The organism is Streptomyces sp. Root431 (genome assembly GCF_001426585.1).
Classification (GTDB): domain Bacteria; phylum Actinomycetota; class Actinomycetes; order Streptomycetales; family Streptomycetaceae; genus Streptomyces; species Streptomyces stackebrandtii.
The window spans coordinates 280,442-295,948 of the sequence record NZ_LMEI01000012.1 but is presented as its reverse complement, the minus strand read 5'-3'; the positions used below and the strand labels follow the sequence as shown (position 1 = coordinate 295,948).

General features: G+C 69.9%; 13 protein-coding genes. All 13 read left to right on the top strand.

All coding sequences use genetic code 11. The features are described from left to right. The first annotated feature begins 10 nt into the window (after positions 1 to 10). The 13 genes from ASC82_RS23555 to nuoN are packed head-to-tail and all read left to right on the top strand — an operon-like array spanning position 11 to position 15,375. Positions 11 to 565, top strand: a complete 555-nt coding sequence (locus ASC82_RS23555; RefSeq protein ID WP_024756031.1) for an NADH-quinone oxidoreductase subunit B — start codon at positions 11 to 13, stop codon at positions 563 to 565. After that, the gene (locus ASC82_RS23550; RefSeq protein WP_056651496.1) at positions 562 to 1,293 is read left to right on the top strand and encodes an NADH-quinone oxidoreductase subunit C; all 732 of its coding nucleotides are present in this window, start codon (positions 562 to 564) and stop codon (positions 1,291 to 1,293) included. Before ASC82_RS23555 ends, ASC82_RS23550 begins: the two co-directional genes overlap by 4 nt. Continuing rightward, complete coding sequence (locus ASC82_RS23545; RefSeq protein ID WP_056651494.1) at positions 1,290 to 2,612, top strand: NADH-quinone oxidoreductase subunit D; 1,323 nt, start codon at positions 1,290 to 1,292, stop codon at positions 2,610 to 2,612. Before ASC82_RS23550 ends, ASC82_RS23545 begins: the two co-directional genes overlap by 4 nt. Beyond that, complete coding sequence (nuoE, locus tag ASC82_RS23540; RefSeq protein ID WP_056651492.1) at positions 2,609 to 3,349, top strand: NADH-quinone oxidoreductase subunit NuoE; 741 nt, start codon at positions 2,609 to 2,611, stop codon at positions 3,347 to 3,349. The genes ASC82_RS23545 and nuoE overlap by 4 nt, the downstream gene beginning before the upstream one ends. After that, positions 3,349 to 4,707, top strand: coding sequence for an NADH-quinone oxidoreductase subunit NuoF (gene nuoF / locus ASC82_RS23535; RefSeq protein WP_056651489.1), 1,359 nt, complete (start codon positions 3,349 to 3,351; stop codon positions 4,705 to 4,707). The genes nuoE and nuoF overlap by 1 nt, the downstream gene beginning before the upstream one ends. After that, positions 4,704 to 7,187, top strand: a complete 2,484-nt coding sequence (locus ASC82_RS23530; RefSeq protein ID WP_056651486.1) for an NADH-quinone oxidoreductase subunit G — start codon at positions 4,704 to 4,706, stop codon at positions 7,185 to 7,187. The genes nuoF and ASC82_RS23530 overlap by 4 nt, the downstream gene beginning before the upstream one ends. Next, positions 7,184 to 8,545, top strand: a complete 1,362-nt coding sequence (nuoH, locus tag ASC82_RS23525) for an NADH-quinone oxidoreductase subunit NuoH (RefSeq protein WP_056651483.1) — start codon at positions 7,184 to 7,186, stop codon at positions 8,543 to 8,545. Before ASC82_RS23530 ends, nuoH begins: the two co-directional genes overlap by 4 nt. After that, positions 8,538 to 9,116 carry an NADH-quinone oxidoreductase subunit NuoI gene (gene nuoI / locus ASC82_RS23520; RefSeq protein ID WP_056651482.1) on the top strand — a complete coding sequence of 193 codons (579 nt, stop codon included), beginning with the start codon at positions 8,538 to 8,540 and terminating at the stop codon, positions 9,114 to 9,116. Before nuoH ends, nuoI begins: the two co-directional genes overlap by 8 nt. Continuing rightward, a complete protein-coding gene (locus ASC82_RS23515) occupies positions 9,113 to 9,940 on the top strand; it encodes an NADH-quinone oxidoreductase subunit J (protein ID WP_056651478.1) in 828 nt (275 codons plus the stop codon). Before nuoI ends, ASC82_RS23515 begins: the two co-directional genes overlap by 4 nt. Next, entirely contained in the window at positions 9,937 to 10,236 is a 300-nt protein-coding gene (gene nuoK / locus ASC82_RS23510) for an NADH-quinone oxidoreductase subunit NuoK (RefSeq protein WP_017239464.1), read from the top strand. Before ASC82_RS23515 ends, nuoK begins: the two co-directional genes overlap by 4 nt. 11 nt (positions 10,237 to 10,247) lie before the next feature. Next, positions 10,248 to 12,140, top strand: a complete 1,893-nt coding sequence (nuoL, locus tag ASC82_RS23505) for an NADH-quinone oxidoreductase subunit L (RefSeq protein WP_056651475.1) — start codon at positions 10,248 to 10,250, stop codon at positions 12,138 to 12,140. A gap of 5 nt (positions 12,141 to 12,145) precedes the next feature. Further along, positions 12,146 to 13,726, top strand: a complete 1,581-nt coding sequence (locus ASC82_RS23500; protein WP_056651472.1) for an NADH-quinone oxidoreductase subunit M — start codon at positions 12,146 to 12,148, stop codon at positions 13,724 to 13,726. Then, the gene (gene nuoN, locus ASC82_RS23495) at positions 13,723 to 15,375 is read left to right on the top strand and encodes an NADH-quinone oxidoreductase subunit NuoN (protein ID WP_056651469.1); all 1,653 of its coding nucleotides are present in this window, start codon (positions 13,723 to 13,725) and stop codon (positions 15,373 to 15,375) included. The genes ASC82_RS23500 and nuoN overlap by 4 nt, the downstream gene beginning before the upstream one ends. Positions 15,376 to 15,507 lie beyond the last annotated feature (132 nt).

Sequence of the window (15,507 nt, the reverse complement as noted above, 5' to 3'; positions counted from 1 at the left end):
AGGGGCACCTATGGGACTCGAAGAGAAACTCCCGAGCGGCTTTCTGCTGACGACGGTCGAACAGGCCGCGGGCTGGGTGCGCAAGGCGTCCGTGTTCCCCGCGACGTTCGGCCTCGCCTGCTGCGCCATCGAGATGATGACCACCGGCGCAGGCCGGTACGACCTGGCCCGCTTCGGCATGGAGGTCTTCCGCGGCTCGCCGCGCCAGGCCGACCTCATGATCGTCGCCGGCCGCGTCAGCCAGAAGATGGCGCCCGTGCTGCGGCAGGTCTACGACCAGATGCCGAACCCCAAGTGGGTCATCTCCATGGGCGTCTGCGCCTCATCGGGCGGCATGTTCAACAACTACGCGATCGTGCAGGGCGTCGACCACATCGTGCCCGTCGACATCTACCTGCCCGGCTGTCCGCCGCGGCCGGAGATGCTCCTCGACGCGATTCTCAAGCTCCACCAGAAGATCCAGACCTCCAAGCTCGGCGTGAACGCCGAGGAGGCGGCGCGCGAGGCGGAGGAGGCGGCGCTCAAGGCGCTGCCGACCATCGAATTGAAGGGTCTGCTCCGGTGAGTGACGAGACACCCAACCCCGAGAAGGAGCTGAGCGAGCAGAACCTGCCGGGCCAGCGCGGGGAGCACGGCGAGGAGGTACGCCTCCAGCGTGGCATGTTCGGCGCCAACAACGGCGGCGACACGTCCGGTTACAGCGGCCTCGTCCGCTCCATCCGGCTCCCGGGGCCGGCCTCCCGCCCGTACGGCGGCTGGTTCGACGAGGTCGCCGACGAGCTCGAAGGCGCACTGGAGGAGCAGGGACTGCTCCCGGAGAACGCCATCGAGAAGACGGTCGTCGACCGCGACGAGCTCACGTTCCACATCGAGCGCGAGCACCTCGTCCGGGTCGCCCGGACCCTGCGCGACGACCCGGCGCTCCGCTTCGAGCTCTGCACCGGCGTCTCCGGCGTCCACTACCCCGGGGACAAGGGCCGCGAGCTGCACGCCGTCTACCACCTGCGCTCGCTCACCCACGGCCGGCTGATCCGCCTGGAGGTCTCGGCGCCCGACGCCGACCCGCGCATCCCGTCCCTCGTCGCCGTCTACCCGACGAACGACTGGCACGAGCGCGAGACGTACGACTTCTTCGGCATCGTCTTCGACGGCCACCCCGCCCTCACCCGGATCATGATGCCGGACGACTGGCAGGGCCACCCGCAGCGCAAGGACTATCCCCTCGGCGGCATCGCCGTCGAGTACAAGGGCGCCCAGATCCCGGCTCCGGACCAGCGGAGGTCGTACTCGTGAGCACTTCCCACGCGTCTCCCCGCGAGACGACAGAAGGCGCCGTCTACACGGTGACCGGCGGCGACTGGGAAGAGGTCGTCCAGTCCGCCGCCAAGGCCGACGACGAGCGCATCATCGTCAACATGGGCCCGCAGCACCCGTCCACCCACGGCGTGCTCCGGCTCATCCTGGAGATCGACGGCGAGACCGTCACCGAGGCCCGCTGCGGCATCGGCTACCTCCACACCGGCATCGAGAAGAACCTCGAATACCGGACCTGGACGCAGGGCACGACCTTCGTCACGCGCATGGACTACCTGACCTCGTTCTACAACGAGACGGCGTACTGCCTCGGCGTCGAGAAGCTCCTCGGCATCACCGAGCAGATCCCCGACCGGGCGAGCATCATCCGCGTCCTGCTCATGGAGCTCAACCGGCTCTCCTCCCACCTGGTGTGCATCGCCACCGGCGGCATGGAGCTCGGCGCCACCACGATCATGATCTACGGCTTCCGGGACCGCGAGATGATCCTGGACCTGTACGAGCTGATCACCGGCCTGCGCATGAACCACGCGTTCATCCGCCCCGGCGGCCTCGCCCAGGACCTGCCGCCCGGCGCCGTCGACGCCGTCCGCGAGTTCGTGAAGACCATGAAGAAGAACCTGCCGGAGTACGACAAGCTCGCCACCGGCAACCCCATCTTCAAGGCCCGCATGCAGGACGTCGGCTACCTCGACCTCACCGGCTGCATGGCCCTCGGCGCCACCGGCCCGATCCTGCGCTCCGCGGGCCTCCCGCACGACCTGCGCAAGACCGACCCGTACTGCGGCTACGAGAACTACGAGTTCGACGTCCCGACCGCCGACACCTGCGACTCCTACGGACGCTTCCTCGTCCGCCTGGAAGAGATGCGGCAGTCGCTCCGGATCGTCGAGCAGTGCCTCGACCGCCTCGCCCCGGGACCGGTCATGGTCGGCGACAAGAAGATCGCCTGGCCCGCGCAGCTCGCGCTCGGCCCCGACGGCCTCGGCAACTCCCTCGACCACATCAAGAAGATCATGGGCACCTCCATGGAGGCCCTGATCCACCACTTCAAGCTGGTCACCGAGGGCTTCCGGGTCCCGGCCGGGCAGGCCTACGCGGCCGTCGAGTCACCCAAGGGCGAGCTCGGCGTGCACGTCGTCTCCGACGGCGGCACCCGCCCCTTCCGGGTCCACTTCCGCGACCCGTCCTTCACCAACCTCCAGGCCATGGCCGCGATGTGCGAGGGCGGCCAGGTCGCCGACGTCATCGTCGCCGTCGCCTCCATCGACCCCGTGATGGGAGGCGTCGACCGATGACGGAGAACGTCAGCCTGGGGATGCCCCAGCTGCCCGCCCCCGCGTACCCGGCCGAGGTCCACGAGCGCCTGACCGAGGACGCGAAGGCGATCATCGCCCGCTACCCGGACTCCCGCTCCGCACTCCTGCCGATGCTGCACCTCGTGCAGTCGGAGGAGGGCCACGTGACCCGTACCGGCATGCGGTTCTGCGCCGAACTCCTCGGCCTGACCACCGCCGAGGTCACCGCCGTCGCCACCTTCTACACGATGTACCGGCGCAAGCCCTCCGGCGACTACCAGGTCGGCGTCTGTACGAACACGCTCTGCGCGGTCATGGGCGGCGACGCCATCTTCGACGAGCTCAAGGCCCACCTCGGCGTCGGCAACGATGAGACCACCGAGGACGGCAAGATCACCCTTGAGCACATCGAGTGCAACGCGGCCTGCGACTTCGCACCCGTCGTGATGGTCAACTGGGAGTTCTTCGACAACCAGACCCCCGAGTCCGCCAAGAAGATGGTGGACGACCTGCGGGCCGGCCGGACCGTCGAACCCACCCGCGGCGCCCCCCTCTGCACCTTCAAAGAGACGGCCCGCATCCTCGCGGGCTTCCCGGACGAGCGCCCCGGCGCCGTCGAGGCCACCGGCGGAGCCGGCCCGGCCTCCCTCGTCGGCCTGCGCCTGTCCAAGGGCGAGCCGCTCCACCACCGAATCGTTCACCCGCGCGGTGAGGCAACCCGTCAGGAGGGGGAGTGATGACCTTGGCGGCCGAGATCGACAACAGCAGCCCCGAGAAGCTTCTCGCCCCCGTCCTCTCCGCCTTCTGGGACCAGCCCAACTCCTGGACCCTGGAGACCTACGAGCGGCACGAGGGATACCAGGGCCTCAAGCGGGCCCTCGCGATGAGCCCCGACGACCTCATCGCGTACGTCAAGGAATCCGGGCTCCGCGGCCGCGGCGGCGCCGGCTTCCCCACCGGCATGAAGTGGCAGTTCATCCCGCAGGGCGACGGCAAGCCCCACTACCTCGTCGTCAACGCCGACGAGTCCGAGCCCGGCACCTGCAAGGACATCCCGCTCCTCTTCGCCAACCCGCACTCCCTCATCGAGGGAATGATCATCGCCTGCTACGCGATCCGCTCCGAGCACGCGTTCATCTATCTGCGCGGCGAGGTCGTCCCCGTCCTGCGCCGCCTCCACGAGGCAGTCCGCGAGGCCTACGCGGCCGGCTACCTCGGCCGGAACATCCTCGGCAGCGGACTGAACCTGGACATCACCGTGCACGCCGGCGCCGGCGCGTACATCTGCGGCGAGGAGACCGCCCTCCTCGACTCGCTCGAAGGGCGCCGCGGCCAGCCCCGGCTGCGACCCCCCTTCCCCGCGGTCGCCGGTCTGTACGCCTGCCCCACTGTCGTGAACAACGTCGAGTCCATCGCGTCCGTTCCCGCGATCCTCCAACGCGGCAAGGAATGGTTCACCTCGATGGGCAGCGAGAAGTCCCCGGGCTTCACGCTCTACTCGCTCAGCGGGCACGTCGTCTCGCCCGGCCAGTACGAGGCCCCCCTCGGCATCACGCTGCGCCAGCTCCTCGACATGAGCGGCGGCATGCGGCCGGGCCACCGGCTCAAGTTCTGGACCCCCGGCGGCTCCTCCACCCCCATGTTCACCGAGGAGCACCTCGACGTGCCCCTCGACTACGAGGGCGTCGGCGCCGCCGGATCCATGCTCGGCACCAAGGCCCTCCAGTGCTTCGACGAGACCACCTGCGTCGTCCGCGCCGTCACCCGCTGGACCGAGTTCTACGCCCACGAGTCCTGCGGCAAGTGCACACCCTGCCGCGAAGGCACGTACTGGCTCGTCCAGTTGCTCCGCGACATCGAGGCCGGCAAGGGCGTCATGGCCGACCTCGACAAGCTCAACGACATCGCCGACAACATCAACGGCAAGTCGTTCTGCGCCCTCGGCGACGGCGCCGCCTCGCCGATCTTCTCCTCGCTCAAGTACTTCCGCGCGGAGTACGAGCAGCACATCACGGGCAAGGGCTGCCCCTTCGACCCCGCCAAGTCGACCGTCTGGGCCGACCGGCGCGCAGACCACACGGAGGTGAACGCATGACAGTCACCACGTCTGCCCCCTCCGGGGGCGGCGAGGCGGCGCTCCCGCCCCAGGACCTCGTCACGCTGACCATCGACGGCATCGAGATCTCCGTCCCCAAGGGGACGCTGGTCATCCGCGCCGCCGAACAGCTCGGCATCGAGATCCCGCGCTTCTGCGACCACCCGCTCCTCGACCCCGCCGGCGCCTGCCGCCAGTGCATCGTCGAGGTCGAGGGCCAGCGCAAGCCCATGGCCTCCTGCACCATCACCTGCACCGACGGCATGGTGGTGAAGTCGCAGCTGACCAGCCCCGTCGCCGAGAAGGCCCAGCACGGCGTGATGGAGCTGCTGCTCATCAACCACCCGCTGGACTGCCCGGTCTGCGACAAGGGCGGCGAGTGCCCCCTGCAGAACCAGGCCATGTCCCACGGCCAGTCGGAGTCCCGCTTCGACGGCCACAAGCGGACCTACGAGAAGCCGGTCAACATCTCCACGCAGGTGCTGCTCGACCGCGAGCGCTGCGTCCTGTGCGCCCGCTGCACCCGCTTCTCCAACCAGGTCGCGGGCGACCCGATGATCGAGCTGATCGAGCGCGGCGCGCTCCAGCAGGTCGGCACCGGCGAGGGCGACCCCTTCGAGTCGTACTTCTCCGGCAACACCATCCAGATCTGCCCGGTCGGCGCCCTCACCTCGTCCGCCTACCGCTTCCGCTCCCGCCCCTTCGACCTGGTCTCCTCGCCGTCGGTCTGCGAGCAGTGCTCCGGCGGCTGCGCCACCCGCACCGACCACCGGCGCGGCAAGGTCATGCGGAAGCTCGCCGCCGAGGACCCCGAGGTCAACGAGGAGTGGATCTGCGACAAGGGCCGCTTCGGCTTCCGGTACGCGCAACAGCGCGACCGGCTCACCACCCCGCTCGTCCGCAACGCCGAGACCGGTGAGCTCGAAGCCGCGTCCTGGCCCGAGGCGCTGGAGGCCGCCGCCCGCGGGCTCGTCCGCGGCCGCACCGGCGTCCTCGCCGGCGGCCGGCTGACCGTCGAGGACTCCTACGCGTACGCCAAGTTCGCCCGGGTCGCCCTCGACACCAACGACATCGACTTCCGGGCCCGGGTCCACTCCGGAGAGGAGGCCGACTTCCTGGCCTCCGCCGTCGCCGGCCGCGGACGCGACCTGGACGGCACGGGCGTCACGTACACCTCGCTCGAAGCCGCCCCGGCCGTCCTCCTCGTCGGGCTGGAGTCCGAGGAGGAGGCCCCCGGCGTCTTCCTGCGGCTCCGCAAGGCCTGGCGCAAGCACGGGCAGCGGACCTACGCGGTCGCCTCCCACGCCACCCGCGGCCTGGAGAAGTCGGGCGGCACCCTGCTGCCCGCCGCCCCCGGCACCGAGACCGAGTGGCTCGACGCGCTCACCTCCCGGGTCGGCCTCGAAGGCGACGGACTCGCCGCCGCCGAGGCCCTCCGCCAGGACGGCGCCGTCATCGCCGTCGGCGAGCGCCTCGCGGGCGTGCCCGGCGCGCTCACCGCCGCCCTGCGGGCCTCGGCCGCCACCGGCGCCCGGCTCGTCTGGATCCCGCGCCGTTCCGGCGAGCGCGGAGCGGTGGAGGCGGGCGCGCTCCCGGCGCTGCTGCCCGGCGGCCGGCCCGCGACCGACCCGCGCGCGCGGGAGGAGGTCGCCGTCGCCTGGGGCGTCCGCGAACTCCCGCACCGCTACGGCCGCGACACCGGCCAGATCCTGGAGGCCGCCGCCACCGGCGAGCTCGCCGCGCTGCTCGTCGGCGGCGTCGAGGTCGCCGACCTGCCCGACCCGGCCCGCGCGCGGGAAGCGCTCGACGCGGCCTTCGTGGTCTCCCTGGAGCTGCGGCCCGGCGAGGTCACCGACCGCGCCGACGTCGTCCTGCCGGTCGCCGCCGTCGCCGAGAAGCCCGGCACCTTCCTCAACTGGGAGGGCAGGGCCCGGCTCTTCGAGGCCGCGCTCAAGCCCGAGCAGATGACGAGGACCCTGTCGCCGTCGGACGCGCGCGTGCTCCACATGCTCGCCGACGCCATGGACGCCCACCTGGCCCTGCCCGACCTCCGGTCCGCGCGACGCGAGATCGACCGGCTCGGCCGCTGGACCGAGGAGCGGGCCTCCGAGCCCACCGAGCCCGGTCAGGCCGCGCCCCGGCCCGGCGACGGCGAGGCCGTCCTCGCCGGACACCGGCTCCTCCTCGACCTCGGCCGCCTCCAGGAGGGCGACACGGCCCTGGCCGGTACCCGCCACGCGGCGGTCGCCCGGCTGTCGGCCGCCACCGCCGCCGACACCGGCGTCAAGGACGGCGACACGCTGGAGATCACCGGCCCGGCCGGCTCCGTCACCTTCCCCCTCCAGGTCACCGAGATGCCCGACCGCGTGGTCTGGCTCCCGCTGAACTCGACCGGGGCCGGCGTCTACTCCGACACCGGAGCCCACCCCGGCGACCTGGTCCGCATCGGCGGCGTCACCACGACGGAGGTCCCGGCATGAACACCCTCCTCGCCGCCGAAGACCTGTCCATGTTCGGCACGGACCCCTGGTGGCTCGTCGCGATCAAGGCCGTCTTCTGCTTCGCCTTCCTGATGGTCACCGTGCTCTTCTCCATCGTGTGGGAGCGCAAGGTCGTCGCCTGGATGCAGCTGCGCGTCGGCCCCAACCGGCACGGCCCCTGGGGCCTCCTCCAGTCCCTCGCGGACGGCATCAAGCTGATGCTCAAGGAGGACCTGATCGTCAAGAAGGCCGACAAGGTCGTCTACGTCCTCGCCCCGATCATCGCCGCCATCCCGGCGTTCATGGCGATCGCCGTGATCCCCTTCGGGCCCGCGGGCAACGAGGTGTCGATCTTCGGCCAGCGCACGGCGATGCAGCTCACCGACCTGCCGATCGCGATGCTGTACGTCCTCGCGGTCGCCTCCGTCGGCATCTACGGCATCGTCCTCGCCGGCTGGTCCTCCGGCTCCACGTATCCGCTCCTCGGCGGTCTGCGCTCCTGCGCCCAGATGATCTCGTACGAGATCGCCATGGGCGCGGCCTTCGCCTCCGTCTTCCTCTACTCCGGGTCGATGTCGACCTCGGCGATCGTCGAGGCGCAGGCGGACCGCTGGTTCGTCATCCTGCTGCCGGTGTCGTTCATCATCTACATCGTCACGATGGTCGGCGAGACGAACCGCGCCCCCTTCGACATGCCGGAGTCCGAGGGCGACCTCGTCGGCGGCTTCAACACCGAGTACTCGTCCATCAAGTTCGCGATGTTCATGCTCGCCGAGTACGTGAACATGGTGACGGTCTCGGCCGTGTCGGTGACGCTCTTCCTGGGCGGCTGGCGGGCCCCGTACCCGGTCTCCACCTTCTGGGAGGGCGCGAACCACGGCTGGTGGCCGATGCTCTGGTTCGTCCTCAAGGTGCAGCTGCTGCTCTTCTTCTTCATCTGGCTCCGCGGCACCCTGCCCCGCGTCCGCTACGACCAGCTGATGAAGCTCGGGTGGAAGGTCCTCATCCCGGTCTCCGTGGTCTGGCTCATGCTCGTCGCCACCGTCCGGGCCCTGCGGAACGAGAACATCGGCTTCTCCAACATCGTCCTGTACGTGGCCGGTGCCGTCCTCGGACTGCTGCTGCTCTCCTTCCTCTTCGACACGTTCCGCGACAGGAAGGCGAAGGCGGAGGCGGGCGAACCCGCCGACGCGCCGGCCTTCGACCCGATGGCCGGAGGCTTCCCCGTACCGCCCAAGCCCGGACAGTCCCTGCCGCCCGTGCCCCGGCGCAGGCCGCGGCACGAGGGGGACCTCGTTGTCAGTGGCGCCTCCGATACTGCTACTGCGAGTGAGGGAAAGGAGACGGACGGTGTCTGACTTCCAGAATCCGGTGGCCGGCTTCGGCGTGACCTTCAAGGCCATGTTCAAGAAGCGGCTGACCGAGCAGTACCCGGAGCAGCAGAAGACGACGGCGCCCCGCTTCCACGGCCGGCACCAGCTCAACCGTCACCCCGACGGCCTGGAGAAGTGCGTCGGCTGCGAGCTGTGCGCCTGGGCCTGTCCCGCCGACGCCATCTACGTCGAGGGTGCGGACAACACGGACGAGGAGCGCTACTCGCCCGGCGAGCGCTACGGCCGCGTCTACCAGATCAACTACGCCCGCTGCATCCTGTGCGGGCTGTGCATCGAGGCCTGCCCCACGCGCGCGCTGACGATGACCAACGAGTTCGAACTGGCCGACTCCTCCCGCGAGAACCTGATCTACACCAAGGAGCAGCTCCTCGCGGGCCTGGAGGAGACGATGGTCGACTCGCCGCACGCGATCTTCCCCGGCATGACCGAGCAGGACTACTACCGGGGCCTCGTCACCGAGGCCGCGCCCGGGACCGTCCAGCAGGTCGCCGTCTCCAAGGGTGAGCAGGGCGAGCCGGAGGGGGCGGACGCATGAGCGCGAACCTCGCGGCGTACACCACGTCGAGCGGCGAGGCCTTCCAGTTCTGGGTCCTCGGCACCGTCGCCCTCGCCGGCGCCCTCGCCACGATCCTGATGAAGAAGGCCATGCACAGCGCGCTGTCGCTGGCCGGCACGATGATCATCCTGGCGGTCTTCTACCTCGCCAACGGCGCGTACTTCCTCGGCATCGTCCAGATCGTCGTCTACACCGGCGCGATCATGATGCTCTTCCTCTTCATCGTCATGCTGGTCGGCGTCACGGCCGCGGACTCCCTGAAGGAGACCATCAAGGGCCAGCGCTGGTGGGCCGCGGCCTGCGGCCTCGGCTTCGGCATCCTGCTGATCGCCGGCATCGGCCAGGCCTCGCTCACCGAGTTCAACGGCCTCGGCGCGGCCAACTCCGCGCGCGGCGGAAACGTCGAGGGCCTCGCCGCCCTCATCTTCACCAAGTACGTCTTCGCCTTCGAGATCACCGGCGCGCTCCTCATCACCGCCGCCGTCGGCGCGATGGTGCTCACCCACCGCGAGCGCACCGAGCGGGCCCGCACCCAGCGCGAGCTCTCCGAGCAGCGCGTACGGCAGGGCACGCACGTGCCGCCGCTGCCCGCACCCGGCGTCTACGCCCGGCACAACGCCGTGGACGTCGCCGGCCTGCTGCCCGACGGCTCCCCGTCGGAGCTCACCGTCATGCAGACCCTGCGCAAGCGGGGCCAGATCCGGGACGTGTCCAGCGAGGCGCTCGCCGACCTCAAGGCCCTGGAGCAGCGCTCCGAGGAGCGGCTCGGCCGGGACCGGGACGAAGAGGAGGCCACCCGGTGAACCCCGTCAACTACCTGTATCTCGCGGCCCTGCTGTTCACCATCGGCGCCGCCGGGGTACTGATCCGGCGCAACGCGATCGTGGTCTTCATGTGCGTCGAGCTCATGCTCAACGCCTGCAACCTCGCGTTCGTCACCTTCTCCCGCATGCACGGCAACCTCGACGGCCAGATCATCGCGTTCTTCACGATGGTCGTCGCCGCCGCGGAGGTCGTCGTCGGGCTCGCGATCATCGTGTCCGTCTTCCGTGCCCGCCACTCGGCCTCGGTCGACGACGCCAGCCTGATGAAGCTGTGAGGGGCTGACCCGTGGAAAATCTCATTGCGCTGCTCGTCGGGGTACCCCTGCTCGGCGCCGCCATCCTGCTCTGCGGCGGCAAGCGGCTCGACAAGTCCGGGCACTGGCTCGGCACCCTGCTCGCGGCCGCATCCTTCGCCATCGGCCTGGCGCTCTTCGCCGACATGCTCGGCAAGAGCGCCGACGACCGGGCGATGCACCAGCGGCTGTACACCTGGATCCCGGTCGAGAACTTCCAGGCGGACATCGCCTTCCAGCTCGACCAGCTGTCGATGACCTTCGTCCTGCTGATCAGCGGGGTCGGCACGCTCATCCACGTGTACTCCATCGGCTACATGGAGCACGACGAGCGCCGCCGCCGCTTCTTCGGCTACCTCAACCTGTTCGTCGCGGCGATGCTCCTGCTCGTCCTCGCCGACAACTACCTGCTCCTGTACTTCGGCTGGGAGGGCGTCGGCCTCGCCTCGTACCTCCTGATCGGCTTCTGGCAGCACAAGCCCACCGCGGCCACCGCCGCGAAGAAGGCCTTCCTGGTCAACCGGGTCGGCGACATGGGCCTGTCGATCGCCATCATGATCATGTTCACCACCTTCGGAACCTTCGCCTTCGGGCCGGTCCTGGCGTCGACCGGCGAGGCCTCCCAGGGCACCCTGACCGCGATCGGCCTGATGCTGCTCCTCGCGGCCTGCGGCAAGTCGGCCCAGGTGCCGCTGCAGTCCTGGCTCGGGGACGCGATGGAGGGCCCGACCCCGGTCTCGGCCCTCATCCACGCGGCCACGATGGTGACCGCCGGTGTCTATCTGATCGTCCGCTCCGCCGACATCTTCAACGCGGCGCCGGACGCGCAGCTCGTCGTCACCGTCGTCGGCGCCGTCACGCTCCTCTTCGGTGCGATCGTCGGTTGCGCGAAGGACGACATCAAGAAGGCGCTCGCCGGTTCGACGATGTCGCAGATCGGCTACATGATCCTGGCGGCCGGCCTCGGCCCCATCGGCTACGTCTTCGCGATCATGCACCTGGTGACGCACGGCTTCTTCAAGGCCGGGCTCTTCCTCGGCGCCGGTTCGATCATGCACGGCATGAACGACGAGGTCGACATGAGGAAGTACGGCGGCCTGCGGAAGTACATGCCGGTCACCTTCGTCACCTTCGGCCTCGGCTACCTCGCGATCATCGGCTTCCCCGGTCTGTCCGGCTTCTTCTCCAAGGACAAGATCATCGAGGCGGCCTTCGCGAAGGGCGGCACCGAGGGCTGGATCCTCGGCTCGGTCACCCTCCTCGGCGCGGCCATCACCGCGTACTACATGACCCGCGTGATGCTGATGACCTTCTTCGGCGAGAAGCGCTGGCAGGACGACGAGAACGGCAACCCGCCGCACCCGCACGAGTCGCCCAGGTCCATGACGATCCCGATGATCCTGCTGGCCGTCGGCTCGGTCGCCGCAGGCGCCTACTTCGAGTTCGCCGGCTTCGTCGAGTGGCTGGAGCCGGTCACCGGCTTCGCCCACGGCCACTCGCCGCTCAGCGCCGCCGCCGTCACCACCGCCACCGTCGCCGTCATGGTGATCGGCGTCGGGCTGGCCTACCTCCAGTACGGGCGCAGGCCCGTCCCGGTGGTCGCCCCGCGCGGCTCGCTCCTCACCCGGGCCGCCCGCCGCGACCTGCTCCAGGACGACTTCAACCACGCGGTCTTCGTCACGGGCGGCACGCACCTCACCCGCTCCCTCGTCTACGTCGACCACTCCCTGGTCGACGGCGTCGTCAACGGCACCGCGGCCGCCGTCGGCGGACTCTCCGGCCGGCTGCGCAAGCTCCAGAACGGCTACGCCCGCACGTACGCGGTCTCCATGTTCGGAGGTACTGCGGTGCTGATCGCCGCGACCCTGCTGATGAGGGCGGTGTAACTCCCATGTCCTTCCCGCTCCTTACGCTGACGGCAGCGGTGCCGGCGGCCGGTGCGATCCTCACCGCCGCCGTCCCCGCCGCCCGTCGCACCGCCGCCAAATGGCTGGCGCTGCTCGTCTCGCTCGCCACGCTGGTGCTCGCCGCCGTCGTCTTCGTACGGTTCGAACCCGGCGGCGACCGGTACCAGCTGACCGAGAACCACGCCTGGATCAAGGACTTCGGAGTCCGCTACGAACTCGGCGTGGACGGCATCGGGGTGGCGCTCATCGCGCTCACCGCGCTGCTGATCCCCTTCATCATCCTGGCGGGCTGGCACGACGCCGACCCCCTGGAGACGAAGTCCCCGCGCTGGCGCCCGACCCAGGGCTTCTTCGCCCTGATCCTCATGGTCGAGGCGATGGTGATCCTCTCCTTCGAGGCCACCGACGTCTTCCTCTTCTACGTCCTCTTCGAAGCCATGCTCATCCCGATGTACTTCCTCATCGGCGGCTTCGGCGACCGGGCGCACTCGGGCTCCGACGAGAACGCGGCGGCCCAGCGCTCGTACGCGGCGGTCAAGTTCCTGCTCTACAACCTGGTCGGCGGCCTCATCATGCTGGCGGCCGTCATCGGGCTCTACGTGGTCGCGGGGAACTTCTCGCTCACCGAGATCGCCGCGGCGCGGGCCGACGGCTCGCTCGACATGGCGACCAACACCGAGCGGCTGCTCTTCCTCGGCTTCTTCTTCGCCTTCGCGGTGAAGGCGCCGCTCTGGCCGCTGCACACCTGGCTGCCGAACGCGATGGGGGAGGCGACCGCCCCGGTCGCCGTCCTCATCACCGCCGTCGTCGACAAGGTCGGCACCTTCGCGATGCTCCGCTTCTGCCTCGGGCTCTTCCCCGAGGCCTCGAAGTGGGCCACCCCGGCGATCATCGTCCTCGCGCTCATCAGCATCGTGTACGGGGCGCTGCTCGCCGTCGGCCAGCGGGACATCAAGCGGCTGGTCGCCTACGCGTCGATCTCGCACTTCGGCTTCATCATCCTGGGCATCTTCGCGATGACCACCCAGGGCCAGTCCGGTGCCACGCTCTACATGGTCAACCACGGCATCTCGACGGCCGCGCTGATGCTCGTCGCCGGCTTCCTGATCTCCCGGCGCGGCTCGCGGCTCATCGCCGACTACGGCGGCGTGCAGAAGGTCGCCCCGGTGCTCGCCGGGACCTTCCTGATCGGCGGCCTCGCGACCCTGTCGCTGCCCGGACTGGCGCCGTTCGTCAGCGAGTTCCTGGTCCTGGTCGGCACCTACGCCCGGTACCCGGTGGCGGGCATCATCGCCACCACCGGCATCGTCCTCGCCGCGCTCTACGTCCTCGTCCTGTACCAGCGGACGATGACCGGGCCGGTGAAGGAGGAGGTGCGCGGGCTGCCGGACCTGCGCGTGCGTGAACTGGCGGTGGTCGTCCCGCTGATCGCCGTCCTGATCTTCCTCGGCGTCTTCCCGAAGCCGCTGACGGACATCGTCAACCCGGCGGTGCAGCACACCATGTCCGACGTCCAGCAGAAGGACCCCCAGCCCACCGTGCCGAACGTGGAGGCCGCCCAGTGAGTACAACGGCTGTCCACAGCCTGTGGACGACGGCGGCGGTCGAGCCGCTGAACAAGATCCCGGCACCGCACATCGAGTACACGCAGCTCTCGCCCGTACTCATCGTGCTGACCGCCGCGATCCTCAGCGTCCTCGTCGAGGCCTTCGTGCCCCGCAAGGGCCGGTACGTCGCCCAGGTCTTCCTGTCGGTCCTCGCCCTCGCCGCCGCCTTCGCCGCCGTCGTCGGCCTGGCGGCCGGGGGCTACGGCTCCACCAAGGCCCAGATCGCGGCCATGGGCGCCATCGCCGTCGACGGACCCGCCCTCTTCCTCCAGGGCACCATTCTCCTCGCCTCGATCGTGTCGGTCTTCACCTTCGCCGAGCGCAGGCTCGACCCGGCCGACCACGGCCACAAGGTCGACTCCTTCGCCGCCGAGGCCGCCGCCGTCCCCGGCAGCGAGCAGGAGAAGGCGGCCGTCAAGGCCGGCTTCACCACCACCGAGGTCTTCCCGCTCGCACTGTTCGCGATCGCCGGCATGCTGGTCTTCCCGGCGGCCAACGACCTCCTGACGCTCTTCGTCGCCCTGGAGGTCTTCTCCCTCCCGCTGTACCTGCTCTGCGCCGTCGCCCGCCGCAAGCGGCTGATGTCGCAGGAGGCGGCCGTCAAGTACTTCCTCCTCGGCGCCTTCTCCTCGGCGTTCCTGCTCTTCGGGATCGCCCTGCTCTACGGCTACGCGGGCTCCGTCTCGTACGCGACGATCGCCCGCGTCGTCGACGGCGCTGTCGTCTCCGTCGACCCGGCGCTCGCCGGCACCATGGGCAACGACGTCCTGCTGCTCATCGGCTTCGCCATGGTCCTCGCGGGGCTCCTCTTCAAGGTCGGCGCCGTGCCGTTCCACATGTGGACCCCGGACGTCTACCAGGGCGCCCCGACCCCGGTCACCGGCTTCATGGCCGCCGCGACCAAGGTCGCCGCGTTCGGCGCGCTGCTCCGCCTGCTGTACGTGGTGCTGCCGGGCCTCACCTGGGACTGGCGGCCGGTCATGTGGGGCGTCGCGATCGTCACCATGCTGGGCGGTGCGATCGTCGCCATTACCCAGACCGACATCAAGCGGCTCCTGGCCTACTCGTCCATCGCGCACGCCGGATTCCTGCTGGCCGGTGTCATCGCCGCCACCCCCGCCGGCATCTCGTCCGTCCTCTTCTACCTGGGGGCGTACTCCTTCGTGACGATCGGCGCGTTCGCCGTCGTCACCCTGGTCAGGGACGCGGGCGGTGAGGCCACCCACCTCTCCAAGTGGGCCGGTCTCGGGCGCCGTTCGCCGCTCGTCGCGGCGGTCTTCGCAGTCTTCCTGCTCGCCTTCGCCGGCATTCCGCTGACCTCCGGCTTCTCCGGCAAGTTCGCGGTCTTCAAGGCGGCGGCGGACGGCGGCGCGGGCGCGCTCGTCGTGGTCGGCGTGCTCTCCTCGGCGATCGCCGCGTTCTTCTACATCCGAGTGATCGTGCTGATGTTCTTCAGCGAGCCGAAGGCGGACGGCCCCACGGTCGCCGTGCCCTCGGCCCTGACGACACTCACCATCACGGCGGGCGTCGTGGTCACGCTGGTGCTCGGCCTCGCGCCGCAGTACTTCCTGAACCTGGCGAACCAGGCGAGCGTCTTCGTCCGGTAGGCGTCACGCGCGCGTGCGGGGCCCGGCTCGAAGCGAGCCGGGCCCTTCGGCGTACCCGAGCCGGCGCGGCCGGTGACGCGGGGCCTCCTGACAGGGGGCGGTTCGCGTGGGATCGTGGATCGCCGAATGGTC

Excerpts from the sequence above, each read along its gene's own strand:
- ASC82_RS23555 (WP_024756031.1), top strand. The coding sequence starts at position 11 with ATGGGACTCGAAGAGAAACTCCCGAGCGGCTTTCTGCTGACGACGGTC.
- nuoE (WP_056651492.1), top strand. The coding sequence starts at position 2,609 with ATGACGGAGAACGTCAGCCTGGGGATGCCCCAGCTGCCCGCCCCCGCG.
- nuoF (WP_056651489.1), top strand. The coding sequence starts at position 3,349 with ATGACCTTGGCGGCCGAGATCGACAACAGCAGCCCCGAGAAGCTTCTC.
- ASC82_RS23530 (WP_056651486.1), top strand. The coding sequence starts at position 4,704 with ATGACAGTCACCACGTCTGCCCCCTCCGGGGGCGGCGAGGCGGCGCTC.
- nuoH (WP_056651483.1), top strand. The coding sequence starts at position 7,184 with ATGAACACCCTCCTCGCCGCCGAAGACCTGTCCATGTTCGGCACGGAC.
- ASC82_RS23515 (WP_056651478.1), top strand. The coding sequence starts at position 9,113 with ATGAGCGCGAACCTCGCGGCGTACACCACGTCGAGCGGCGAGGCCTTC.
- ASC82_RS23500 (WP_056651472.1), top strand. The coding sequence starts at position 12,146 with ATGTCCTTCCCGCTCCTTACGCTGACGGCAGCGGTGCCGGCGGCCGGT.